The 26,206-nt window shown below is 51.0% G+C and carries 21 protein-coding genes; 8 read left to right on the top strand and 13 right to left on the bottom strand.

All coding sequences use genetic code 11. The features are described 5' to 3' along the window. Positions 1 to 113: 113 nt before the first annotated feature. Positions 114 to 1,745: an aspartate 4-decarboxylase gene (gene aspD / locus J3482_RS14310; RefSeq protein ID WP_146822241.1), complete on the bottom strand. Its 1,632-nt coding sequence runs from the start codon at positions 1,743 to 1,745 to the stop codon at positions 114 to 116. 443 nt (positions 1,746 to 2,188) lie between these two features. Between aspD and J3482_RS14305 the strand changes: the two genes are divergently transcribed. Next, complete coding sequence (locus J3482_RS14305; RefSeq protein ID WP_206915564.1) at positions 2,189 to 2,713, top strand: DUF5317 family protein; 525 nt, start codon at positions 2,189 to 2,191, stop codon at positions 2,711 to 2,713. Then, positions 2,700 to 4,439: an ATP-binding protein gene (locus tag J3482_RS14300; RefSeq protein ID WP_206922603.1), complete on the top strand. Its 1,740-nt coding sequence runs from the start codon at positions 2,700 to 2,702 to the stop codon at positions 4,437 to 4,439. Before J3482_RS14305 ends, J3482_RS14300 begins: the two co-directional genes overlap by 14 nt. Positions 4,440 to 4,536: 97 nt before the next feature. Here the strand turns inward: J3482_RS14300 and cimA are convergent, their stop codons facing one another. Continuing rightward, positions 4,537 to 6,132 (bottom strand): citramalate synthase, encoded by a 1,596-nt coding sequence (cimA, locus tag J3482_RS14295; RefSeq protein ID WP_206915568.1) that lies wholly within the window; start codon positions 6,130 to 6,132, stop codon positions 4,537 to 4,539. A gap of 174 nt (positions 6,133 to 6,306) precedes the next feature. On the opposite strand from cimA, the gene J3482_RS14290 reads away from it, so the two are divergent. Further along, positions 6,307 to 7,137: an aldo/keto reductase gene (locus J3482_RS14290; RefSeq protein ID WP_146822238.1), complete on the top strand. Its 831-nt coding sequence runs from the start codon at positions 6,307 to 6,309 to the stop codon at positions 7,135 to 7,137. A 111-nt stretch (positions 7,138 to 7,248) separates the two neighbouring features. Here the strand turns inward: J3482_RS14290 and bshB2 are convergent, their stop codons facing one another. Next, the gene (bshB2, locus tag J3482_RS14285; protein WP_146822237.1) at positions 7,249 to 7,917 is read right to left on the bottom strand and encodes a bacillithiol biosynthesis deacetylase BshB2; all 669 of its coding nucleotides are present in this window, start codon (positions 7,915 to 7,917) and stop codon (positions 7,249 to 7,251) included. 124 nt (positions 7,918 to 8,041) lie between these two features. Here bshB2 and J3482_RS14280 point away from each other — a divergent pair, with 124 nt between their 5' ends. After that, the gene (locus tag J3482_RS14280; RefSeq protein WP_206922602.1) at positions 8,042 to 9,385 is read left to right on the top strand and encodes a cytochrome P450; all 1,344 of its coding nucleotides are present in this window, start codon (positions 8,042 to 8,044) and stop codon (positions 9,383 to 9,385) included. A 35-nt stretch (positions 9,386 to 9,420) separates the two neighbouring features. Continuing rightward, positions 9,421 to 10,701: an MFS transporter gene (locus J3482_RS14275; protein ID WP_206922601.1), complete on the top strand. Its 1,281-nt coding sequence runs from the start codon at positions 9,421 to 9,423 to the stop codon at positions 10,699 to 10,701. A gap of 4 nt (positions 10,702 to 10,705) precedes the next feature. Here the strand turns inward: J3482_RS14275 and J3482_RS14270 are convergent, their stop codons facing one another. After that, positions 10,706 to 11,179, bottom strand: a complete 474-nt coding sequence (locus tag J3482_RS14270; RefSeq protein WP_206915573.1) for a MarR family winged helix-turn-helix transcriptional regulator — start codon at positions 11,177 to 11,179, stop codon at positions 10,706 to 10,708. A 117-nt stretch (positions 11,180 to 11,296) separates the two neighbouring features. Between J3482_RS14270 and J3482_RS14265 the strand changes: the two genes are divergently transcribed. From J3482_RS14265 to J3482_RS14255, 3 genes are all read left to right on the top strand, one after another. After that, positions 11,297 to 12,202, top strand: a complete 906-nt coding sequence (locus J3482_RS14265; protein WP_188332175.1) for an NAD(P)/FAD-dependent oxidoreductase — start codon at positions 11,297 to 11,299, stop codon at positions 12,200 to 12,202. Positions 12,203 to 12,276: 74 nt separating this feature from the next. Further along, positions 12,277 to 12,651: a hypothetical protein gene (locus J3482_RS14260; RefSeq protein ID WP_146822232.1), complete on the top strand. Its 375-nt coding sequence runs from the start codon at positions 12,277 to 12,279 to the stop codon at positions 12,649 to 12,651. A 193-nt stretch (positions 12,652 to 12,844) separates the two neighbouring features. Continuing rightward, positions 12,845 to 14,053: an MFS transporter gene (locus J3482_RS14255; RefSeq protein WP_146822231.1), complete on the top strand. Its 1,209-nt coding sequence runs from the start codon at positions 12,845 to 12,847 to the stop codon at positions 14,051 to 14,053. Between the two features lie 39 nt (positions 14,054 to 14,092). Here the strand turns inward: J3482_RS14255 and J3482_RS14250 are convergent, their stop codons facing one another. The 9 genes from J3482_RS14250 to J3482_RS14210 all read right to left on the bottom strand — a co-directional run bounded on the left by J3482_RS14250 (position 14,093) and on the right by J3482_RS14210 (position 26,122). Further along, a complete protein-coding gene (locus J3482_RS14250) occupies positions 14,093 to 15,331 on the bottom strand; it encodes a multicopper oxidase family protein (protein WP_146822230.1) in 1,239 nt (412 codons plus the stop codon). Positions 15,332 to 15,341: 10 nt separating this feature from the next. Beyond that, a complete protein-coding gene (locus J3482_RS14245; protein WP_206922600.1) occupies positions 15,342 to 16,397 on the bottom strand; it encodes a multicopper oxidase family protein in 1,056 nt (351 codons plus the stop codon). A 60-nt stretch (positions 16,398 to 16,457) separates the two neighbouring features. Continuing rightward, positions 16,458 to 18,107, bottom strand: a complete 1,650-nt coding sequence (locus J3482_RS14240) for a phospholipase C (protein ID WP_206922599.1) — start codon at positions 18,105 to 18,107, stop codon at positions 16,458 to 16,460. 154 nt (positions 18,108 to 18,261) lie between these two features. Continuing rightward, positions 18,262 to 19,020, bottom strand: a complete 759-nt coding sequence (locus J3482_RS14235; RefSeq protein ID WP_146822227.1) for a DeoR/GlpR family DNA-binding transcription regulator — start codon at positions 19,018 to 19,020, stop codon at positions 18,262 to 18,264. A 99-nt stretch (positions 19,021 to 19,119) separates the two neighbouring features. After that, on the bottom strand, positions 19,120 to 19,482 hold the full coding sequence (locus tag J3482_RS14230; RefSeq protein ID WP_146822226.1) for a sensory rhodopsin transducer: 363 nt from the start codon (positions 19,480 to 19,482) through the stop codon (positions 19,120 to 19,122). A gap of 103 nt (positions 19,483 to 19,585) precedes the next feature. Then, entirely contained in the window at positions 19,586 to 20,947 is a 1,362-nt protein-coding gene (locus J3482_RS14225; RefSeq protein WP_206922598.1) for an MFS transporter, read from the bottom strand. Between the two features lie 343 nt (positions 20,948 to 21,290). Beyond that, complete coding sequence (gene rhaI, locus J3482_RS14220) at positions 21,291 to 22,520, bottom strand: L-rhamnose isomerase (RefSeq protein ID WP_146822222.1); 1,230 nt, start codon at positions 22,518 to 22,520, stop codon at positions 21,291 to 21,293. Between the two features lie 32 nt (positions 22,521 to 22,552). Continuing rightward, positions 22,553 to 24,598, bottom strand: coding sequence for a bifunctional aldolase/short-chain dehydrogenase (locus J3482_RS14215; RefSeq protein WP_206922597.1), 2,046 nt, complete (start codon positions 24,596 to 24,598; stop codon positions 22,553 to 22,555). A 21-nt stretch (positions 24,599 to 24,619) separates the two neighbouring features. Continuing rightward, complete coding sequence (locus J3482_RS14210) at positions 24,620 to 26,122, bottom strand: rhamnulokinase (protein ID WP_188332174.1); 1,503 nt, start codon at positions 26,120 to 26,122, stop codon at positions 24,620 to 24,622. Between the last annotated feature and the right edge of the window lie 84 nt (positions 26,123 to 26,206).

The following is a 26,206-nucleotide window of genomic DNA, read 5'->3' as shown; positions in this document are numbered from 1 at the left end:
ATGACCGACCGATATCCACTATATGTAAGGCGCTTTAGCTGTACTGCGATGCTGATTCTTTTTTCACTTCAACCAAAAACGCCATTCTGCAAAACGCTCGTACATATGATTGATCACTGCGTAGCTTTCCACTCCTCGACATAACGCTCAAGCGCTGCATGGAGTGCGTGACCAATTTGGGTGTATGAGTCATCGTTCAAATTGGCGAGAGAAACTCGAATTGACCACGTAGGCCCGTGAAATCCTCCACCATTCAGCAACACAATCCCCGATTCCTCGGCAAGTCGAAATAGAATGTCGATAGGCTCATAATTCGCTTGAAGAAACTTGGTAAACGAAACACCGTAGTGGTGGTTTGACCATTCTTCGAGATCGAATTCCGTGTAATAGTCCGCGTCATTCGGGATGTTTGGCATTGGCAATCCGAGCCCTTGGTAGAGCAACCGCATCCGCCGATGACAAATATCCTTCGTCAACTGCTTGTATCGATTTTCTTTGTCCAACAACGCAAACCCACAGAACAACGCCATTTGGACTTGCTGCGGTGTCGATAACCCCGCCGTGTGATTCAGTGCCACTTGCCGGCTGTCGGCGACCATCCTATCAATCAAACGAAGCTGTTCAGGATGCATCGTCATCGAGGCATAACGCTGATTGAGAATTGCAATCTTGTCCTCAGACAACTGCTTGAGACGCTCATCAAAGACATTGTTCTGATGCACTGCGACCACACCTAAGCGCCAACCCGTCACACCAAAATACTTCGAAAACGAATAAACGCCTATTGTGTTACATGGCAGTACGGACATGAGAGAACGAAAGCCGTCGACAAAGGTGCCATACACATCATCCGAAATAATCATCAGCCCCGGGTTCTTTTCACGTACGATACCGACGAGTCGCTGTATCGTTTCCTCATTCATAGCTACCGATGGTGGATTACTGGGATTGACGAGAAATAAGGCCTTGATGGCGGGATCCTCCAACTTCGCCAGCTCGGATTCTGGATACTGCCATGTGTGATTTCCCTGTTCGTCGCGAGCACTGGCATGAATCTCGACCAAGTCAAAGTTGTATTTCGACAGCTGCGAAATCTCGATATAAGGAGGAAAAATGGGTACCATTACAGCAACCTTGTCCTTTGGCTGCAACAAATAATTTTCATGTAGCGTGTCAAATATGTAGCACATGGCCGCGGTTGCGCCTTCCACCGCAAATAAATCGAAATTTCCTACCGCCTCATCCCCGGCACACATTTCCTGAATCAGAAACTGATGAACCACCTTTTCAACATGAACAAGCATTCTATCCGGTTCTGGATAATTGTCTCCGATAATGCCATCAACCAACTCGTAAACAAACGCGTCTGCATCGACGCCCAAGACATCGCGTCCGTATTCGATGACATCCCGAAGTAGCGACATACCCGGCATCTCTCTATGCTGCGCCGCAAACTCCAAAAATCGTCGATAGGAGCCAGGCCTCACCGGTTTGCCCGCAAGGTCAGGTTCTTCCCAAACACGCCGACTCTCCACCATCGCAAAACGCCCCAATGAAAAGAAGGCGTCACGTGGCGTTGAAGAAATCCAATTCGGATTCCCTCGTCCCGCGTTTAACATCACGCGAGCACTTTTCTTTTGGTGCCCCTTCGCCAGCTCAATCAGTTTATTTTTTAACTCAAACGGACTAATGGCCGAATAAGAGCGCTCCATCTCTCGCCGCATCGTAAAATCCTCTTGATTCATGCTGTCCCCTCCCGTCATGGCTAGGCGGATAATAATCCGGCTTCTAGTGTGTACGCCACCGCTCAGGAATATGCTTCCAATAGAATAATTTCCGCCAAAGTGCACGTCGAACTGACAGATAAAACATAGAAATTAATCTATTCGACATGAATTCGACAAAAAATGACGAAATCTTCTACAAAATATTGTCGCAAATAGAAGGAAAGTAACAAGAAGTGTCGAATCAGTACTACACATCCAAAAATTTAAGAGGAGGAGTTCTCATGTTCAAGAATCAGAAGCTTGTAACAGTAGGCGTCCTCGTAGCTCTCGCTGTCGCAGCAATTGCAGAATTCCCTTGGCTCTAAGACAACACTGTTAAGAAAAGGACCCAAGAGGTCCTTTTCTTAATGTCTAACAACGAAAGCGAAACGAAACATTTCAGAATTTATGGAGAGGGTACTATGCCATACTTTGTTGGGCTCGGAATCCTACTAAGTCTAGTTTTCCGGCGTAATCTCGGTGCTTTAATCCGCGTGCGGTTCAAATATCCCTTCATTATAATCGGTGCACTCTTCATTCAAATATTGCTCAACGCAATCCCTTTGTTTAAACAAATCAGTTCCCCCTGGATTCTAGATGTCTTATTTTTTATATTTATAGTGGGGTTACTTGCAAACTGGAAAATCCAAGGTGTTCCAATGGTGCTGATTGGTGCAAGTTTAAACCTGTTTGCCATTGTGATAAATCATGGTGTCATGCCCGTTTCGCTTCACGCGTACACACTCATGCACCATGACACATCAGTTCCCCATATAGGAACACGACACGTCATCACGTCAACAGGTATCAGCGGTTGGATTGTCGATTGGATTCCGGTGTGGCCATATCTAATGAGCCCAGGTGATATCCTCGTGGGTATTGGTGTTATTCAGTTGATTTTTTTCAACTCTTCCAAACGAGGAGAGAAAGTTATTGTTGATCATTAGAAGGCTTTACCGAAATATGCTTTTTATCTCTGGCGCAGCAGTCCTTATTGCTATTGCAAAGGTCGTAGCATTACATCAAGTGACGCCGGAATTATTAGTTATTTCTGGTCTATCCATGTGCCTCGGGATGTTTCCAATCTACCTTCCCAAAGGTGTGGTTTGGGGCGCTAGCGTTATCTGTTACATTTTTGTACTGGACACCCAAGGTTTAGCCGCAGCATGTGTGCCATTGCTCTGTAGCACCTTCACGGAATTTTTGCGCCACTATAAGTTACAGATACACCAAATAAAATGGTACCGATTTATGGTGACGTTGGGTATGTTTTTTTATTCTTTAGGGGGCGCCTGGATAGTTGCCCGTGAGGTATCTTTTCTACCAACTTTTTTTGATATCTTACTCACCATTAGCGCGTTTGAAATCATTAATTTGGCTATTCTGATGGGGATCCAACGTTCTTTAGGTGTCAAGGTAACTTTAGTTGACAGCCTTCGCATGTTTAACCTAATACCATTACTGGCGACTTCTTCGACATTGACAATGGTAATAGACTTCGCCAATAAGACCCTAGTCATCGGCTTAGTAGCTGTGTTATTTGCATGCTTTGTCATGCTCTCACGCCAATTTCTTCAGGCCGTCAACTCACAAGAGCAAGCAGAGCGACAATATCAACTCATCGCTCACTACACGACCGATTTAATTGTCGTCGTAGGTACTGACAACACAATTTCATATGCGTCACCATCACACGAACAAGTCTTTCAATGCGACACCTCGTGGGTAATTGGAAAAAGTATAGGTTCGATTACAAATGACCCATTTAAAATCTTTCAGGCCATCAATCGAATTCGACAAGAAGGAACACATGAGAGACTTGAGCTAACGCTGAATATCAACGGCAAACAACTTCCCGTTGAAACAGAATTCTCGCCGGTCCTAAATGATCACGGTGAAGTGTACGACATCATTCTCGCATCTAGAGATATTACCGAGCGACTACGCCAACAGGAGTATCTTGTGCACTCGGAAAAACTCGCCGTGATTGGGCAGTTGGCCGCTGGCGTCGCGCATGAAATCCGCAATCCACTCACAGCGGTAAAAGGATTTGTGCAAGTCTTAAAACGGGACTTCGAATCGTATTCGCAGTCCTCCTATGACATCGTTTGGTCTGAGTTGACGCGTATTGAAGAAATCACCTCGGAATTGTTATTACTGGCCAAACCACAAAAAGCACAATACAAAATTGTCGATTTAGTCCCTGTGGTCAGGCACTGCGTAACACTTCTCGAAGGACAAGCACACAAGCGTAACGTATATTTCGATCTCGCTTTTCAAGGATCTATTTACAGTAAATGTAATGAAAATCAAATCCGCCAGGTATTTGTAAACATCCTGAAAAACGCTGTGGAGTCTATGGATAATGGCGGTGTAGTCAATATCTCGGGACGTCTCGTCGACGACCAGATTGTTATCGTCATTCGCGACCAAGGCGTAGGTATTCCGGAGGAACTGAAAACAAACCTTGGTGATCCGTTCTATACAACAAAAGAAAAAGGAACCGGTCTTGGACTCATGGTCGTATACAATATCTTGAAGGAACATCAAGGTAACATTGAAATTCACAGTGAAGTCGGTGTAGGTACAGAGGTCACCATTATATTGCCCTCCGCCCAGCAGCCGGGAGATAACGGTGTCATTCAGATGCAGTCCGCCACGATGGTTCTCTAACTCATTATCTTCGCGGGACAAGCCGTCGGGCAGCCCGATACCATTTTGCCGTATCGGGCTGCCCTCTCTTGTTCACCATGAACCCACTACCAACCGGTTACGATACTTCTGCGGCCCCGTCCTTGCGAACCACGCGCAACAAAAAGTACATCACACTGTCGACCAAGGCTTCCCAACTCGCTTCAATTACGTTCTCTGAAACGCCAATTGTCCTCCACACATCGAAGCCATTCGTCGATTCAATCAGTACCCGCACCTTGGCCGCCGTAGCATCCTTCTCATCTAAGACACGAACTTTATAGTCCGTTAAATGCATCGTTTCAATGATGGGGTAAAACGGCGTTAGTGCCTTCCGTAGTGCACTATCCAGGGCATTGACGGGACCATTCCCCTCCGCGACCGTGTGGACTGACTGGCCACGCACCAACAATTTGACGATAGCTTCGGAATACATAACATCGTCGTCCAGCATGGTCGCTTCGACCCGCATCGCCACCACGTCAAAAAAAGACTCGTACTGGCCAAAACGCTTTAAAAATAATAATTCCTGCGACGCTTCCGCGCCTTCAAACTGGTAGCCTTGATATTCCAACTCCTTGATTTCGCCCAGTAACTGGCGCATTTCTTCCTTTCTATCGCGAACATCTACACCAAATTCCTCTGCCCGGTGTTGTAAGTTGGATACGCCAGATAATTCGGAAACGAGGATTCGCCGTGTATTCCCTACTAACTCCGGACGAATATGTTCGTACGTCTCTGGATTGCGGGAGATAGCACTTACGTGAATTCCCCCTTTATGCGCAAATGCGCTATGCCCCACAAAAGGTTGATAACTATGCGGAACCAAGTTGGCGATTTCCCCGATGAATCGCGCAATCTCTGTAAGGTGAACGAGATGGTCTGAAGACGGCAAGCACCGCTTCTCCAATTTCAACTCCAGATTCGGAATAACCGAGGCGAGATTCGCATTTCCGCACCGCTCGCCAATCCCATTGATGGTTCCATGAACCATCGTCGCGCCATGGCGCACAGCTGCAAGACTGTTTGCAACCGCGAGTTCGCAGTCGTTGTGCGTGTGAATCCCCACCGGAACAGAGAGGGTAGCGACGACCACACGGACGATTTCAGAAATTTGATGTGGGAGTGTTCCCCCGTTTGTATCACACAAAGTCACCCAATCGACGCCCGCGTCCGCAGCAACGGTTAACGTCGCCAAGGCGTAGTCGGGGTTATGGCAATATCCGTCAAAGAAATGTTCGGCGTCAAAAATAACCTCTCTTCCTTGACGCTTGAGATAAGCCACCGAATCAGAAATCATTTGAAGATTTTCCTCTAGTGTGACTCTGAGCGCCTCTCGTACGTGAAAATCCCATGCCTTACCTACCAACGTCACAACAGGCGCCTGTGAGTCAAGAAGGACGCGCAACCCTTCATCCGTCTCCGCTGCCACACCCGGGCGCCTTGTGCTGCCAAACGCAGTCAGTTTCGCATGCTTTAAGTGAAGTTTCTTCTTTGCAGTTTCGAAAAACTCTTGATCTTTGGGATTTGCACCGGGAAACCCACCTTCAATATAGGCAATGCCTAACTCGTCTAGCTTCTTTGCAATGCGCAACTTGTCAGCCACAGTTAAACTGATACCCTCTCCTTGCGTACCGTCGCGAAGAGTCGTATCTAAAATCATGACTCGCTCCATGTCCACTCAGCTCCACGCCTCACTCTTTTATATTCGTCTCACTATTTAGATTATTTATTGTAGCACTTTTCAGTGATTTGTGAACGTTTAAATCTACTTTCCCTTTCAAATCAAGAATCGATATAATGAGATCCGAAAACTAAGCTCCACACTTTTCCTTAGGAGGGAACCCTGATGACCGCAAAACATCTCACAGATACCACAACGCTCAACAACGGCGTGAAAATGCCTTGGTTCGGCCTTGGTGTGTGGCAGACAAAGGCGGGAGATGAAGTGGAGAATGCCGTGACGTACGCATTGAACGCTGGCTACCGCCACATCGATACAGCCGCTGCGTATCAAAACGAAGAAGGCGTTGGAAACGCCGTTCGCAAGTCTGGCATCCCGCGCAATGAGCTCTTTATCACCACCAAACTGTGGAATGCGGATCAGGGATATGACACCGCCCTTCGCGCATTTGAAGCGAGCAACAAGCGCCTCGGGCTTGAGTACGTAGATCTCTATCTCATTCACTGGCCAGTCAAAGGTAAGTACAAAGACTCCTGGAAAGCGCTCGAAAAGCTTTATAAAGATGGCGTCGTTCGCGCTATCGGGGTCAGCAACTTCCATATCCATCATCTTGAAGATTTACTCGCGGACGCGGAAATCGTCCCTGCAGTCAACCAAGTGGAATGCCATCCACTCCTCACACAGACAGAACTGCGCACGTTCTGCGCGGACCACAAGATTCAGTTTGAGGCGTGGAGTCCATTGATGCAGGGTCACCTGGATAACGAGGTTCTTGTAAACATTGCAAAAAAATACAACAAGACCCCTGCCCAAGTCGTTCTGCGCTGGGACCTACAGCATGGCATCGTGACCATTCCGAAATCGATTCGTGAGTCACGCATTATCGAGAATGCGCAAGTATTCGATTTTGAATTGAGCACAGATGATATGCATGCGATTGACGCATTGAATGAAAATCGTCGATTCGGTGCCGACCCTGACAACTTCAACTTCTAAACACACATCAGGCAAGTCTCAACCTACAGTCGCTCGACAATCATGATGATGAGGCCAGCTGACACCGATTCGGTGAGTTGGCTGGCCTTTTTTGTCGATACCGATGCGCACTTAAAATCGGTATGTATACAACCCGTAATTACAAAACCGCGCAATCGCCTGTTGCCGAGACGCTTCATCGCCCTGGAGCGCCTGATCGATCTCTGCGATATAAGAGGACGTCTGGGACTTATGTGCTTTCCACGCAAGATAGACCTTTTCCCAGACAGTACTGGCGTCGATGACGACATCACAGGGGCCTAGCGCCGCTTGATGTCCATGTGCAAATGCCTGACATTGTAACACAGGGCGGGAAGCCGCCGGCATTTGAGCAATTGCACGCACTGTGGCGTGCGCCAACGCTTCGTGATCCGGATGCACACAGTAGCCAGGATAATAGGTGATGACGAGCGATGGATGAACTTCTTCTATCAATTCGGAGATGAGTGCGGTCAACTTATCCGGGTCTTCAAACTCCAACGTCTTATCGCGAAAGCCCATGCATCGCAAGTCGGTGATACCAAGGTGCCGGCATGCTTCACGCAGTTCTTGTTGGCGAATTTTTGGCAACGTCTCGCGATTCGCAAACGGTGGATTCCCCATGTTACGCCCCATTTCACCAAGCGTAAAACAGGCGTACGTAACAGGTGTTCCTGCTGCTGCGTGTACTGCGATAGGTCCCCCTGTCGCCATGGTCTCATCGTCTGGGTGGGGAAACACGACCAATACATGCCTTTCCAAATCAACTTCCTCCTCTGCTTCCAAACGCGTCGGGCAGCGGATAAGCAGGAATCCGTGTCCACGGTCTACTTGCAATGTACCAAATCAACAGCAAAGATTGAAGTATCGGAAACGAGGTGTAAACATGCCCATTCAAGAAGGGATACTCAGTGGCAACCCCCTGCGCCGCTATCGGCAGTTCCGACGGAATCCTATCGCATTTCTAGAAAACACGAAGACATTCGGCGACGTGGTGAAAATTCCTTCCGTCAACCGCCAGCCGACCTATATCATCCATCATCCAAACGTCATTCGCAGTATCCTCGCACTCGATGAGCCAAAGATCATCAAAGGGAGCTCAGCAAAAGTGCTCGGTCTCACCCTTGGCGAAGGGCTTTTAACCAGTGAGCGGTCAAAGCATTACCGCCAACGCCGCCAGTTGCAACCCGCATTTCACGCGTCCATGGTGGAACGCGCTTGCGCCGACATCATCCAGCTGACAGCGAAACATATTGCAAATTGGGATGTGCGCGGCACATTTTGTGTGTCCGATGCCCTGCTCGACCTGACCTTAGATATTGTGTTCGAAGGTTTGTTCGGGGCTGAGGTGGGAAAAGACCGTGCGTTGCTGCATGAGATTATCGAGTGTTCCGTGGAATACAGTGCAAACCGCCTGATGCAAGCCATACCGATGCCTTATTGGATGCCCACGCCCAGCAATCAACGCCACCGTCGCGCCGTAGAGCAACTGGATGGTATTCTCTACCGCCTGTTGGACAACATGAAGGACACGCCCGAGCGTCCGACGTTGCTTTCACATCTATTGCACATGCAAGACGAAACTGGACAACCTCTGCCTATGGAGGAGATTCGCGATGAACTGGCCACATTTGTCATTGGTGGCCATGAGACGACGGCCAATCTTCTAAGTTGGGTACTGTATCTACTCAGTGAACACCCGTCTGTGACGGAGAACGTGCGCAAAGAAGTGGACAACGTTCTCGGGCCACGGATACCAACCTCTGCCGATGTACATCACCTACCCTACGTGCGACAGGTCATCCGTGAGACTCTTCGACTCTACCCGCCCGCGTGGACGATGTTGCGCGAGACGACAGATCAGTTGACCGTGGAGAATATCGAAATTCCAGCGGGATCTTCGTTAATTATCTCCCCCTATGTGGTGCATCGCGACGAACGTTGGTTTCAGCGTGCAGACGAGTTTATTCCAGAGCGGTTTGACGAAGCCAATGCGCATCAATGGCCACGCTTTGCATACATTCCGTTTGGCGGCGGCAGTCGAACTTGTATCGGCAATACGTTTGCCATGGCCGAGGCGACCCTCGTTCTGGCCGCCATCGTAAAGCGCTACACGTGGCACCACGACAAGACGCGCTTCGTCCAGCCGGAACCCTCTGTATCGTTGCGCGTAGACGGCGGGCTATGGGCGACGTTTGATGAACGTGCACCATTCTATCAGGCATTGTGAAACAAACCATACCAACGGTCACATAAGGAGCAAACATGGACACAGAAGCTCGTCATATCGATACAACCAAAAACTCATTGTGGCGTGATAAAAACTTTCTAGCGCTGTGGTTGGGCCAGTCCGTCTCCACAGTCGGTTCGCGAATGACCGGCGAAGCGCTGCCGCTTGCCGCCGTCCTGACGTTACATGCTACACCACTACAAATGGGCTGGCTGCAGTTTATAGCAGCCCTTCCCGTTTTATTGATAGGCATGGTTATCGGCGCCTTTGTCGACCGATACGCCCGGCGCCCCTTCCTAATTGGGGCCGATTATTTGCGAGGGTTCCTGTTACTCATCATCCCTGTCGCGGCTCTCATCGGGCATCTCGCGCTATGGATGCTGTTTGTGATTTATCCCACGCTGTCTTTACTCAATCAAATCTTTAACACGGCATACCAAGCGTACCTACCCAGCTTCGTAGGCCGCCATCGATTGATGGATGCCAATACAAAACTGAGCATCACCAGTTCTATCGCAGAAATCATCGGTCCAGGACTCGCCGGAAGTCTAGTCCAACTGTTCTCTGCACCGATTGCAATTCTGCTGGACGCATTGTCCTACCTATTTTCTGCCATAAGTATTCAAGGGATTCGACACGTCGAGATGAAACGGGCAGTAGCCTTCACACAGCGAGGATGGCGCACATCTAGTGCGCGATTGCGGCGTGAAATCATCGATGGCGTGCGCTACATCGCACATGACAAAAAACTCAGCGCACTGGCGGTGACCGCCGGTATATCGGCTTTGTTCTCCGGCATTATCTTTAACATGGATGTACTTTTCGCGATTCAATCCCTCCACTTATCTGCGGCCCTCTTTGGCCTTACGGTGACGTTTGGCGGCATCGGCGCGCTGATTGGCGCGGCCTTGTGCCAACGGCTGGTTCAGTCTTTAGGCGTTGGCCCCGTGCTCGTCAGTACCGCATTTTTGAACGCCATCTGCAGTTGGTTCATCCCTCTCGCCCACGGCGACGCCTGGCATGCCGCCCTCTTTCTCATGGCGGCCCAGCTATTTGGGGATTTGTTTGGCGTCATCTTCGAAGTACTAGAATCAACGGTTCGTCAAATACTCACCGAAGATGCCATGCTCGGCCGGGTCAATGGCACCATCAATCTGCTGATGAGCGCACTTACCCCGATTGGCGCCGTCCTCGGCGGTGTCATCGCGACCGCACTCTCACTGCGCTTTGCCATGACAGTTGGCGCCGCCGGTATGACACTGGGAGCGTTCGCCCTGTTGATTGCGCCACTGTGGAGAATTCAAACTTCGTCTTAATCCGTCAGGGTTCACAAATCGAATCGTTCAAAATGCTATCGACGTCGCTTGTCGCCGCAATGTCCGCCAACTTCTCCAGGCTGTCAAGCAATTGCTCCACCTCACATTCCGGCAACTGAGCGAGGTGATGATGCACCAGCCGGTTGTGCATCTGAATCACCCGCTCAAGCACCCCCTTGCCTTCCTCTGTGAGTGCCACATGAACTACTCGCCGATCTTCCGTACCGCGCTCACGTATCACATATCCGTGACTTTCCAGCCGATCTAACATGACTGTAATCGCACTCGGCTTGACTTCCATCTTTGCGGCCAGCGCAGATACCGTACACGCCCCCACTTCGTTGATATGGTAAATCATAAAAATTTGCCCATTGGTCAATCCTTCAATTCGAGCGATAACGGGCTCTGTAATACTTTTGCCCAGCTTGCGCAGCGCGCGTTCCAAACGAACGACACCAGGACTCAGCGTATTCGTCAATGGCGGTTCCTCCTCATTCACAGGATGACCACTTCAGATTTTGGAATTCAACAACCTTTACAACATTTCGGTGGTCCTGAAAAATTCCCTGCAACCATCGGCAACTCGAGAGGAGCAATGACATTGAAATACGACACGATTATCATTGGAGGCGGCATCGCAGGCCTTCAGGCGGCCATTCAATTAGGAAGATATCTGCACAACGTCCTCGTGGTCGACAACCACAGCGGACGCTCTACTATCTGCCGGGCGTATCACAACATCTTAGGATGGCCTGGTGGTATCAGCGGACCCGATTTACGACGCATTGGCCGACAACAAGCGGAAACATATGGGGTCAAATTCGTCGATGCAAAAGTGATGCAAGCAAAGATAGACGGTGGTGAATTCGCACTGGTGACCGACAGTGCCGAGCACTACCATGCCAAGACCCTGTTAATCGCCACCGGACTGGTCGACCATATCCCAGAGATTGCGGGTCTCAAGCAGTGTCTAGGTTCAACTATCTACGTTTGTCCGGACTGCGATGGGTATGAAATTATCAATCACCCCACTGTCGTCATCGGTGCCGGCCATGTCGGCGCCAACATGGCGCACACGCTGTCTTACTGGTCGAACGACCTGACCTACATCAACCACGCGCGGACAGAGATAGCCGATAATCACAAAAAGGCCTTAGCAGATAAGGGCATTCGCGTCGTGAACGCACCCGTGCGTCGAATTCTAGCAGACGGCGAAACGATTCGGGCCGTCGTGCTCGCGGATGGGCAAGAATTGCATTTTCGCCGTGGTTTTGTCGCATTTGGAGGCAACCTCGTCCAGTCACAACTCGCCGTCCAACTCGGCGTGACCGTATTAGAAAATCGGCACATTCCCGTCGATGCACGCACACGTGAAACAAATGTTCGCGGGGTATTTGCGGCTGGGGACGTCGTCGCCCACTCTGAGCAGGTGACGATTTCGATGGGCGATGGCGCGCAAGCGGCCATTTGGATACACAAACGCCTCTTAAACCAAGTTTAAGCCTATCAGCAGTTGCCCCATCCGGAAGGCAAGGTGTCAGCATAAGGTGAAATATCAAAGAAGGGGGTGTAGCTGTGTCTGTAAATGCTCCGGAACCTCAAGAAACTGCGCCATTGTCCGTTCAAGAACGGTGTCTTCGTGCCGTTCGCGAAGCACTCGAACGCGCGTTGACAAACGTCCATGGATTCGAGCAAACGATGTTGCGGGAGGCCATTCGACGTGCATTCCCTCGCCTCGAAGCGCGTATTCGCTCCGCCTCCACCGAAGAAATTGCGGAGGAGATACAATATATTCGCAACAAACTCGATGAAATTCTCCCACCTCCGAACCGCCAACCAGGCAAACGAGCCGGCCAGCGTGCCAACAAGCGCCCTCAGAAACGTTCAGGGACAACGCAACGTGTCCAATCACGGGCGCGCTCGAAACAACCGGCCAAGTCGCGCGGTTAAGTATGGCTGCGAATACCTGGGACTATATGTGCCCGCCCCTTCTTGGGGCGGCATAATTCCCCGCGCGCCACACACCAATCTTCACATCATACGCATAAAATTTTCCGAAATCACGAACAAAATACGATTTCCGCCCCAAAAATCTTGCGTTAGCGCGTAATATGAAAGTAAAAACAGAGGGGCTGGTGCGGAAATGGAAGTATGGAAAAGAAACTTGGTGATCTTGTGGATAGGTTCATTCATCACCTCGGCCAGTTTCTCGATGGTTGTGCCTTTTTTATCGCTATTCTTAACACAAATCGGTGTACATACCCACTTGGCCTTATGGTCCGGCGCACTCTATAGCGCAGCGTTTCTCGCTGGTGCCATCTCATCCCCCTACTGGGGTTCATTAGCGGATAGGTATGGACGAAAACCCATGATTGTCCGCGCGGGCATTGTCCTATTTATCGTCTACCTATTAACTGCATTCGTGACCAACCCGTACGAATTGCTCGGCTTACGCCTGATGCAGGGGCTGTTGTCCGGATTTATTCCGGGAGCTATCGCGTTAGTCGGCACCAACACGCCAGAAAAACGCGTCGGATTCGCGCTGTCCATGATATCTGCATCGACATCCACTGGCGCCATTGTGGGTCCATTACTTGGCGGCATCATCGCCCGTATTTGGAGCAACCGCATCGCCTTCGGCAGCGCCGGTATCCTCGTGCTGTTCGCCACGATACTCGTCATCATTTGGGTGCGCGAAGATAAATTCGTGCCCGCAGCACACCGCTCCTCGGTAATTGGCGCGTTTCGCGAGGGCTTGCAAAACCGCCCGCTCTTATCCGCCCTCTTGCTCAATATGTTCACCGCCTTCTCCATCATGACCGTAGAACCCATCATCACCCTGTACATTGCACAGTTGAATCACTCGACCAACAATGCCTCATTGATTGCCGGTATCGTCTTTTCGATTTCCGGTATTGCCGGTGTCGTGTTTGCGCCCGTATGGGGTCGACTAGCCGATAAAATTGGGTTTATCAAAATTTTGTTGGTAGGATTGTTTGGCGGGGCAATCTTTACCTTTATGCAATTGCCGTTTCACAACGTATGGGCTTTCGCTGGCGTGCGCTTTGTTTACGGTGCCTTTTTCTGTGCCGTTTTCCCGGCTATCAATGGGCTCGTCGTGAAAGCGACCACATCGACCTTTCGCGGCCGCGCTTTCGGACTCAATCAAACCGCCAACCAAATTGGCAATATGCTCGGCCCAACTATCGGCGGATTCCTCGCCGACGCGCTATCGCTGCACGGGGTTTTCTGGGTGACTGGCGCACTGCTCACAATGGCTGGCGGCGTCAGCGTTTTATTCAACCGCTCGACACTCCATGGACCTACGGTAACGCACCGCGAATCGACGTAATTTCATTTCACTATTCCCCATCAAGAAAGCGGCCAATCCTCATGACTGGCCGCTTTCGTTCGAATTGGCAACAACGTGAAAATACGTCGTAAGCCCACCCATTTCGTCCACGTTATCATCCGGGTTCATCATGTGATCCATAATGTGACAATGGAACATCCACTCACCTGGATTATTCGCGACAAACCTGATATCTATCGTCTCCGCCGGTGCCAGACTGACCACGTTGCCTGAAATCGGCTTTGCGAGAGGATGCCCATCCATCGCGACGACCTGAAATGTATACCCATGCAGGTGCATGGCGTGGTAACACTCCGCTGTATTGTTAACCAACCGCACAATCACCGTTTGTCCCTGTTGAACGGTCAATTGGGGCGCATTCGGGAACGGTTTGCCGTCCATGGTGAACACGTTCTCCGATGGGGAGCTGTCGACAGCAAGCCCGCCTAACTCAAATAAGGCATCCACATCGGCATCCGGGTATTGTTTGCCCTCGGCGGGGTCCACCAATAATACCCCGTGCAAACCGGCGTCAATTTGCGTCCCGGCGTCCGTATCGCTGAAGTAGGCGTGCGTCCCCACCATGTCAGGCGTCACCGTGAATTGATATACATAGGAACCGCCCGGTGCAACTGGCTTCTGCGAAATTGTGGGTACCCCGTCCATGTCACTGGGCACAGAGATGCCTTGAAAATGCAGCGTCGTTGCCTCCGGAAGTTCATTATGCAAAACGATTTCTACCTTGTCCCCAACCTTGACGCGAATCAAAGGACCTGGAACACTGCCATTATAGCCCCAATCATTCACGTTGCGAGACTGATATAAGTGCCAAATCACCGGCTGTGCCGTCAGTGTAAATTGCTTCGTGCCATCTTGTAATACCTTCGGGGTCATCCCCTTTTCATTCATGATGTCTTTGGCCATCTGATTCTGCGCTTTCATTTGCGAATTGGACAACGCCGTCGAAGAAGCATCCGTCACGCCGACTGCGGTCGAAGCGACCCCCATGGTTGGGCTTCTGCCCATTGCAGTCATTCCCGTCATTGCACCAGTTGCGTGACTGACTGTCGCCACGGATTGCTGCACAGAACTTGACGCGAGCGCCGCGCCTGGATATACCTTAAGGCTCACCAATGCAAAACCGACAAACAATATGCCCGTGACTAAAGACGCTTTCGAGACCCAAATTGCGCTGCCGGAACGAAGGTGGAGACCAAGAAACAGAAACGCGGCACCAACGGCCAACACACCGCAAACAAACATGGCTACGCCGATCATATATCCACCCTCACTTCACGTGGATGACGGTCTCGGCGCCACCCAGGGTGTCTAATTTATCATCAGGGTTTGTGAGATTTCCCTGAATCGTGTCGTGGAATAACCAGTCCCCGGTTTGATTAGCCGTAAATGTGACATCAACCGTCTCACTCGGGGCTATCGAAACGACACTCACCGCCTCCGGGTCAGGCAACGGTTGGCCATCCTGTGCCACGATAGTCAGCGTATACCCGTCAAGCGTCATCGCATGGTAGCTCTCCGCACTCGTATTCACCAGGCGTAACAACACTTTGTCGCCTTTGTGTACCGTCAATTGTGGTGCATACGGATAAGACTTGCCATCAATAGTGAAAGCATTCTCCGGGTCTACCCCATCCACTTTCGTGGCACCGAGGACAAATAAGGCATCCTCGTCGTGATGGGGCAAGGTCGAGGTGTCTGCCGGATCAACAATCATCACGCCATTCATCCCGGAGTCCACTTGAAAGTCGTCGTCATAGTGACTGTGGTACCAGTGGGTACCTACCATCTGTTTCGTTACAGTAAAGCTATAGGTGTAAAAGCCACCCTGAGGAATTGGCGGCACAGGCATATCGGGGACGCCATCCATGTCATTCGGGACAGCCAACCCATGCCAATGAATCGTTGTCGGTTCTGGCAAGTCGTTGTGCACGACAAATTTCACCTTGTCCCCGACAGTCAAACGAATGACTGGCCCCGGCACCTGTTGATTGATGCCCCACGCCTGTTCTGTCTTGCCCGGATACAATGCCCACTGAAAGGTCGACGCGGTAAAATCAAACTCTTTTGTGCCATCCGCGAGCACCTTCGGTTGCATGGCCTGTTCATTCATGACGTTCACAGCCATCTGATTCTGCGCCTCAATCTGCGCGTCGGTGAGTGTGGCGGTTGCTGAATGAACCGCCACACCATTCGCAGAACCCCCGGCTGCACTCGCGGTTGGCACCGTGACGGCGCCAGACACAATCAATGCAGCACCAAGGAGTCCTGTGCCGGCCGCTGCAACAGCGAGAAGCGTGCGAATCGATAGAAATGGTTGAGGCATCTGCATTCGCACTCCTCTTCGCAAAATTCGCCGCGTGATGAGTTATTCATTCCTGGTTCATTACTGTTTCGGCTGAGGAACTTTCGCGTCAGCGTACAGCTGTTTTAAGTAAGCGGCGAATTGCGTCTTCGCTTGGCTCATAGTTTCAGATTCACCGGTGCTTGGATTCAAGAACAGCGTGCTCGCAGTCGGCTTCGAGAAGTTGAACATGTTGTCCAACGAACCTGCGACGGCGTCCATCGATTGATCTCCAATCGTCCCCAACTTCCAGTTGTCTTCAATGAACTTGAGGATGGAAGTCTGATCCGTCAACGTGTTATCCACGTAGTTTTGCTTGGCGTACGGAGAGATGACGAGCAGTGGCAAACGCGGGCCATATCCGGCTCTGTCGAGATAGGCACCTGGTTTCGGCGTACCTGCGTTCCCTTGGCCGTCGAGCGCATCGGCGTTCGGGTCATTCGACGGATTGACGACGGGCGGCATCACGTGATCATACCAACCATCCGAATCGTCATAAGCAATAATAATGGCGGTACTCTTCCACGTCGGCAACTGCTCAAGTTGGTTGATGGTATTCGTCAGGAACGTCTGCTCATCCAGCGGATCAGAATATCCTGCATGTCCATCTTCATAACCTGGCGCCTTCAAGAAACTGACCGCTGGGAGGTTGCCAGCATCGGCTGCGGTCCAGAAGTCGGTGAGGTCGTACTGGTGATTCGCCTGGTCTGTCTTCCCAATCATCTTGGCGGAAGACGGCGGCAAGTGTTCAGGATTTGCTGTAGACTTGTAATATTGGAACGGCTCGTGGTGTGGAATATAATCTGTCGAGGTGTCGTTGCCGACGTTGGTGTGCTGTTCACTGCTATTGCGGAAGCCGCCTTCAAACCAGCCCCACGTGATGTTCTTGGCATTTAACAAATCACCGATATTCTTACCTGTCATCGCCACCGTGTTGCCCGAAGACGTCTTGTCGTAGTAGGGATCAACATCGCTATACAACGTGCCATTGCCGACTTTTCCGGCAAGCACATCTCCATCAATTGGCTGCCCGTTTTGGTCGACGTTGGCCGAGTAGGCTACTGCTCCATGGGTTGATCCGGCGACGAGATTGATAGCCCCCGGCGACGAAGGACCGAAGGTGGTGCCGAACGAGTTATCATTCAACGCATAGTGCTGCGCATAATTCCAAAGACCTGTCACCGTATTGCCATCGTAGTAATCCATCACGACATCTGATCCGCTGCCGCCATACTTGACAAACTGATCCATCAAACCGCCGTCCATCGCCTCTTGTTCATGCGTGTAACCATGGTCCATATCAGCGGTCTCCGCTTGACTGCGATCAAGTCGCTGCGGATTTGCCCCGTTTGGGTTGTTGGTCAACAGCGCACCGCTCAAGCCGTTGACGCTTGGCGTGTCGGCAGCCGCCTTAAACTTGGGCTCCCCAGCTGGATTGGCGGCGACAGGGTAGGTTCCGAAATAGTGATCGAACGAAACGTTTTCATCAAAGATGACGACCACGTGCTGAATCGGCGTGGTCGTGCTTGCCCCAGTGACCACCTTCGGATTACTTTGCGGGCTCGGCTTTTGCGCAGGCGTCGACAACTTGGATGAAGACGCAAAGGCAGTCACACCACCAGCTGCCAACAACGAACCAGCCACGGCAAAACTTGCGAGAACGGCCACGGGTTGCTTGAATCGATAACGCATGACGCTATGTCCCCTCTTCTCCGAAAAGCTAGATTTGTCTCTCAGATAGGAGGATACTGGCCGTTTATTGAATTCGTGCGAAAAGTTTGTAAAAGAGATCTAAAAGCATCGTAAACAAATGAATATCATTTCTACATACGGACAATCGACTGCACTACACTTGGAGCACTTTGATATCCATCGATAAAAACTCGTCAATCACATCCCGCGGCGCACTCGCGTCGGTAATCAGGACATCGATGTCACCGTTGCCAGCAACCTGCGTAAAATCCTGAACTTGAATCTTACTGTGATCCGCCAAGACGTATACCACATCCGCAATTTCAATCATTTTGCGCTTGACCAACGCCTGTAGTGCGTTCGACTCGCTTAATCCGTACTCCGTATGCAGTCCTTTGCAGGACACAAACGCCTTATTCACATGAAAGCGAGCCAGCGACTCTTCTGCCATCGGCCCCACGTAGGACAGCGATGTCGAACGCAAAATACCACCGGTCGAAATCACCTCAATTTTATCGCGATTCGCCAATTCAAGCGCCACTTTCAAGGAATTCGTCAAGACCGTAAGCGGAATATTCGGCATCGCCACCGCGACGTGCCAAGCGGTCGTGCTAGCATCGAGCGCAATACGGTCCCCCGCAGTTATATACTTCAGCGCTTCGCGCGCAATCGCTTCCTTTTCCACAACATGCTCGGATTCGCGCTCGACTATCGGAGTTTCGTTTTGTTCAGGATCTATACAAACAGCACCGCCGTGACTCCGCCGCAGTTTTCCTTCTCCTTCGAGAATGTCTAAATCGCGCCGAACCGTCTCTTCGGTGACGTCAAACATCTGGCTCAATTCCTTGACCCGGATGCTCCCCTTCGCATTGACGAGTTGCACAATTGCCCTGTGTCGTTCTGCAGGCAACATTGGCTAACTTCCCTTCTCTGATGTACTGAGAACGCTAGCAAAGCGCAACTCCCAGTCTACTTCCAACCGGGTCCAAAGACCCCAATCTCTCATTTTATCTTATCCCGAATACCCCATCGTCGTAAACAACGCGAGCGCCTCTTGCGATGTGTCCATACGACTGTGTTGCACGATAACGGGCACGGTGGAATCGATTTTCAATGCATAGGGAACCCCACGTGGAATCTGCTCTCCAGCGTCATTGGCCAATCGGTCCAAACGAATGTGATGTGTTCTTTGCGAACCGCACAAGCAAGTGAACCCTACTAGCGGGTCTCTATCTTCAAAATACACCGTCAGCTGGATGACGGCCTCATCTGCGGTCAGGTTTAATACGCAAACCGCCTCGTGACTCACCTGGTTCCCGGTGCTATTCGTAGGTAGATACCCATCCGCAATCACCCATGTCGTCTTACCAATCATCCATACCCCTCCAGTTCTACCCATTATTTTTGAAAAGATAATGGGAGACACCCTACATTCATAGGGTGTCTCACCTTCCATTTTCACGTCACAAATCCGTTCGTCAGTTCGACGGCGACACATAATCGCTCGACGATAGGGGAGAAGCGCCCTTGGACCGCTCTGCCTCGATTTGTTCAAGCGATTTCCCTTCCGTTTTGGGTGCGAAAATAATACCAATAAGCCCGCTGACGACAAGCATCAATGTGAGGATTAACGCCAACGTGTGGAACCCGGTGGCCGTCAGTACGGGCACCACAAAACTCCACAGCCCAAGACCAATACGGACGACCGCAAACATGAAACCTTGTGCAGTACTGCGCAACCGCGTCGGGAATAACTCACCAGACCAAAGCTGGAAGAATGGTTGTTGCCCAAAACCGAAGCCAATTCCATAGAGGATGATGTTCGCAAGTGCTATCCACGTATTTAAATGGAAGAACACAAATAGAAGAAATGCGACCACTTGAAGCACCGATGAGATGGTAAACAAGAGTCTGCGATTCACGCGATCGTTCAATGGCATAAAGACGAGAATGGTCGCAAGTACCGTCAATAAGAAGTTGAAACACTGGAGCTCAACGCTTGTCGCCTGCGATTCTGACCCAACGGTCTGCAAAATATACGGCAAAAAGAAACCGTTGGTGCCTGCCACGAGGTTCCATAACCCATACATCAAGATACAGAACACCAGTGCGCCCACATTCGCTCGAGACGAGACCAATTCCCGGAACCCGCTTCGTCGAGGTTCCCGCACATTCGACACGCGACGCGACGGGTGCGACTTTCGTTCTGTTTGCACGGCAGCTTTCCACCGGTCAGACTCGACAACGCCTCTGCGCATAAACCAAGTAATGATAGCAAGAATTAGTAAGTGAACGAACAGCAATCGAATCCCAAGTAGCCCCAGACGAGACAAAGCAAGCGCTAACAATAAGGTGATGACTGGGCCCATATTCCACAAGACCTGCGCGAAACCGCTTAACTTTCCACGCGACTTTCGCGGTGCAAGCTCCGCAATCAACGTCCAAGAGGCCGGAACGTCCGCCCCGACGGCAAGTCCAACAATTACGTACCCAACAAAGAGCATCCAGGCTTTCATCGCAAAGACAATCCAGAGAATTCCGAACGCGTATACCAACAAGTCCCACGCATAGATCTTCTTCCTTCCATAGACGTCGCAAATTCGCCCGCCAATGAGCGCGCCGACGCCAGCGGAAATTGCATTGGAACTAAACGCACCCAGCATTCCAACAAGCGTGTTGCCCATGTGAAACTGCGCTGTCCAAAGGGTCAACCCGGATCCACCTGCGACAATAGATCCCGCATCGATGTAATTTGCCATCGAAGCGACAGCAGTCCACTTCCACTGCTGTCTGGTTACGGGATGGTCATCTTCAGCGACAACGGCGTTATAATCAGCCATTTCTTGTACACCTCTTTTCATGATATCCCCTGCACGCTGTCAGAAAAACGCTTACATAAAGGGTGTAGGCCCAGAACAAGAAGGAACGTCTCACTGCCAGCAAAAGAAAACAAACAAATACAACAACTACACGAGACATTATACGGCGATATAAACCATAAGTAAACAGATAAATAAAAATAAATATACATAAACAAAACAAAACGGAATGTTTGAGCTACTGATAGCCCGAGTCGCGCAGACGTTCATCTTCGCGGCGTAACCCGGCGCATCAAGCAGGAGAGAAGCCTTTTTCGCTCCTCTCCACCGCTGCGCCAATAGAGCTTTTCGTTCAAAAAACCAATCACCAACTGCTGCCGCCTACCCCCCGCTGTGCAATCCGCTCCTGGTAGCCGCTCTCCAAAAACGCACGCATCGGATCAGGCGGCAATCCTCTTTCCTCGCGCACAGCGAGCAACAGTGGGGTCACATCGATTTCAAACGCAGTGCGCAGCACATTCTCCGCGCCTAACACGTCATTGTTCTCCTGTTTCTCCTTGAGTTCGGCGTGATTAATCAGCAATGCCTTCGCATACTGCGTCTGAATGTTGCAGATAGAGCGAATCATCGCTGGGATCTTCGGCTCAATCGCGTGACTCTGGTCAATCATGTATGCGATATTCTCCGCCGTTTCACGCACCTTGACATCCTCATCGAGATGCGCATCCAAGATTTGATAGAAAATCAAGAACAACTCATACGGGTTGCTAGACCCCACAATTAAATCATCATCGGCGTACTTCCGGCTATTAAAGTGAAAGCCACCCAACTTCCCTTCGTCTAACAAATAGGAGACAATGTGCTCAACATTCGTGCCAAGCGCATGGTGTCCCGTATCGACCAACACCTCCGCCTGCGGTCCGAGTTTCTGCGCAGCTTGAAATGACATACCCCAATCAGCGACATCCGTATGATAAAATCCCGGTTCGAAAAATTTGTACTCAATCAACATTTTCATATCCGGAGATAGCGCCCGATACGTCTCCTCCAGCGCCTCCTGCAACCACCGCTTACGGCGGCGCAAGTGCCCTTGTCCGGGGTAGTTCGTACCATCAGCAAACCACAGGCTCAATGCGTTTGAACCCACTTGCCTCATAATATCGACGCATTCCAAGAGATGCTCAACAGCTTTCCTGCGAATCGACGGATTGGCATTTGTCACGCTGCCCAACATGTAGTCATCGTCCTGAAACAAATTCGGATTGACAGCGCCAATCTTCAAACCAACCGATTCTGCATAGGATTTCAGTTTCTGATAATCACTCACTTTATCCCAGGGAATGTGAATCGCCACCGCTTCACACGCCCCTGTCAACCGATGAACCACTGCAGCATCGTCGAATTTTTCATAGGGATTCCTCGGGACACCCACTTTTTGAAACACTTTAAACCGCGTCCCAGAATCCCCGTATCCCCACGACGGCGTCTCAATCTGTAGACCGGTGAGCTTCTCCTTCACCCATGCCAAATCAATTCCTCGATCCCGCTGCTGTTCCTCAAACAATGCGTACGCCCGGTCGCTCCATTGACTCATCGTTCAATGCCTCCCATCGACATGCACTTTGATTACCGCGGAAAAGCGGCCGCCACCCCACCATCAATCGTCAACATACAACCGGTCGTCTTCGCAGATCTGGGCGAGGCAAAGAATAAAATGCCTTGTGCAATGTCATCCGTAGTAATGTTCACGTTCAACAACGTACGTTTGCGATAATGCGCTTCCAATTCATCCGGTGCAATCCCATAGGCGCGGGCCCGTTCTTCCCGCCAAGCCGAGTTCCATATATTCGATCCCTGCAACACCGCATCCGGCAGAACAGCATTGACGCGAATCCCATGCACCCCGCCCTCAACCGCCAAGCAGCGCGCAAGGTGTCCCTCCAGCGCCTTGGCCGCACTGTATCCTGCAGCGTCTTTGCCGGCGTAAATCGCATTCTTCGACGTCACAAAAATCACGGACCCGCCCAGTTGTTGCTCTATCATCACCCGAAACGCCTCGCGACTCGTCAAGAAATACCCTGTGCCCAAAACGTCGATGTTGCGGTTCCAATCCTGTAACGATGTCTCGACGAGCGGAGAGGAACTGGCGAGTCCAGCATTCGAGACAAAAATATCCACTCCGCCGTATTCCAGCACCGCTTCGCGAAATGCCGCTGCCACTTTCGCCTCGTCTGTGACGTCGAGCAACACGCCGATAGCCGTTCCTTCGCCGAATTCCGCATTGATTTGCCCAGCCAACTCGACAGCAGATGGGTACGCCAAGTCGGCCAACACGACGTGAGCCCCTTCACTCGCCATTCTGCGAGCCGTAGCCCCGCCAATCCCGCCAGCGCCACCGGTAATCAACGCCACCTTGCGCGCCAATTCCTTCTCCGGCGGAGCAAGTGAGAGTTTGTATAATTCAAGCGGCCAATACTCGACGTCAAACGATTCCTTTTCGCCGAGTGACACAAAGTTCCCCAGTGTTGTCGCGCCCTTCATCACAGACACGGCGCGTCGATACAGCGCAATCGCCACGTTCGCCATCTTTTTGTTCTTACCCGTTCCAATTGCGCCAATTCCCGGAATCAGAATGATGCGCGGATACGGGTCGTGCATGGGGACGTCGAGATCGACATTTTTTTCGTAGTACGCGATGTACGCTTCTTTATACGCCTTCAATTGGGCCCGGAGTTGCTCTTTTAACAGCGTGACATCTTTCGTCCTTGGGTCCCAATCGACATAAAGAGGATTGCGCTTGGTATGCACGAGATGGTCCGGACAAGCCGCACCGATTTGTGACAATGTCCCGGCATCGTGACTGCATACAAACTGCAGAAAATCGTCCCCCGCGTCATACGTCAAGATGGCATGTTGATACTCAGACACCGTCCCGCGAATGGTTGGCAACACCGCAGCAGCAATCTCGGTGCGCTCATTCTCCGGCAACACGTCGTATTTCGCTCCACCAAACAAGTTGTCAGGCTGTACCCGTGTTGCGATATAATCGGCGACTTCTTCAATGATGCGTATAGTGTTCGCATAGCACTCGTCGGAGGTGTTGCCCCAGGTAATCAGACCGTGTTTCTCCATGAGCACCAATTCGCATTCAGGGTGATTTCGCACGGCCTCACCAATCATCTTCGACAACTGAAACCCTGGGCGGATATAGGGAACCCAAACCGCACGAGAACCAAATATCTCATCGGCAATGGCGCGCCCATTATCACTGCAGCAAAGCGAAATGATGCTATCCGGGTGGGTGTGATCAACATGGGGATACGGGATAAACGCATGTAGCAACGTCTCAATCGAAGAGCGCGGATGCTTGCTATCCAGCATGCACTGTGCAAGGTACGAGACCATTTCCTCATCGGACATGGTATCGCGTTCAAAGAGGGGCAGTACTTCGTCCAGGCGAAGCGCTGTAAAACTCCGCTCGGTCGCCTCCGCCAAATCTGAGCCGCTGCCCTTCACCCACAACACGTTAATTTCGCGGCCCATATGGTCGATGGCCTTCGACTTTACAGACGTGTTGCCACCTCCCCAATTGCACACACTCCTATCGGCGCCGAGTTTGTTTGACCTCGTGACCAGTTCCTCTAATCCAGCCAATTTGTCCATCGTCAACATGTACCCAATCTCCTCTCTCTCCTAGGTTTCTATCGATAGGCTTTGAGACTCCGCTTGCTTTTCAACAATCCGCTGGAATGTGGCGTACGCGGATTCCCACAAATCGACATCCCGCGGCACGTAGGTCACAGGCTCGACTGAACGAATGACGAGTTCCGTCATATCCGATGGCGTCGCAATTTCACCAAGTGCCAACAGTTGCACCAACACATTGCCCATTGCACTGGCTTCACTCGGGCCGGCCACCACCATGCGCGCAGTCGCATTGGCGGTGAACTGGGACAAGAGTTGATTTTGCGATCCGCCCCCGACGATGTGCACCGCCGCATAATGTCGCCCGGTCACCCGTTCCAGTTCGTCCAATACCATGCGGTATTTCAGCGCCAGGGATTCAAAAATGCCACGAACCAACGACCCTGCGTCGGTTGGTGGGATTTGCCCAGTCTCGACGCAGATTTGCCGAATGGTATCCGGCATATTTTCCGGCTGCAACAGGCGTACATCGTCGGGATTAAACAGAAACTGAAATGGTTTTGCCATGCGGGCACGATGAATCAACCGCTCAATGTCCGCCTGTTCTCCAACCGATTCGAGTACGCGCTGCGTCTCTTGAATCAGCCAGAGTCCCATGACATTTTTGAGCAGTCGATAATTCCCTAAGCCGCCTTCATTGGTGAAGTTCAACTGTTCCGTCAATTCATTAATCATCGGCTCCGCAACGACGGTGCCCATCAAAGACCAAGTGCCAGAACTGATGTACGCGTAATGCTGTCCATCTGTCGGCACGGAAACGACAGCGCAAGCGGTATCATGCGAGGTGGTATGAATTACGCGCGTCGACGATACCGGCCCCATACGCAATAGTTCCGGGTCTCGCACATAACCTAAAGCGCTTCCAGCGGGTACAATCGAAGGCAAGAGTCCATCCGGCAACTGAAGCTGCGCCATTAAATCTCTATCCCACTCACATACCCCCGCACACATCAACTGCGTCGTCGTGGCATTGGTAAACTCCGCCGCCATTTCACCACACAGGAAGAAATTCAAGAGGTCAGGAATAAGCAACAGTTTATCTGCGGCAGACAATAGATTCTCATTCTCGCGCTTCATTGCATACAATTGATAGAGCGTATTGAATGGCTGTAACTGAATTCCTGTCCGCAAAAACAGTTCCTTTTTTCCGACTTTGTCCACCACCTCAGCCATCGCAGACACATTGCGCCCGTCGCGATAGTGCCTCGGCAGATCTAACAAATGACCGTTACTGTCGACAAGCCCATAATCGACTGCCCAACTGTCAATTCCCAACGCCGCTACTTGACCGTGCGTTTTGACGACGTCGGCGATGCCCCACTTCATCTCTTGATAAATGGAATAGAGATTCGTGTACATTCGATCAAAAATATAAGCCGGTTGATTTCGAAATCGCCTGACCTCTTGCAAACTTAACGTGGCACCATTAAACGATGCACGCATGACCCTTCCAGAGGACGCGCCTAAGTCAATGGCGAGCAAGTTCATCATGATGTTCTCACCTCCGCAGACCTGCCGTCGAAGATTACATTTTTGATTATACACCATTATCTTTGTTTATGTTGATTTTATATG

It is taken from the genome of Alicyclobacillus suci (assembly GCF_017329615.1).
Classification (GTDB): domain Bacteria; phylum Bacillota; class Bacilli; order Alicyclobacillales; family Alicyclobacillaceae; genus Alicyclobacillus; species Alicyclobacillus suci.
The sequence above is the reverse complement of the archived record's forward strand: the minus strand, read 5'-3'. Positions and strand labels throughout refer to the sequence as shown.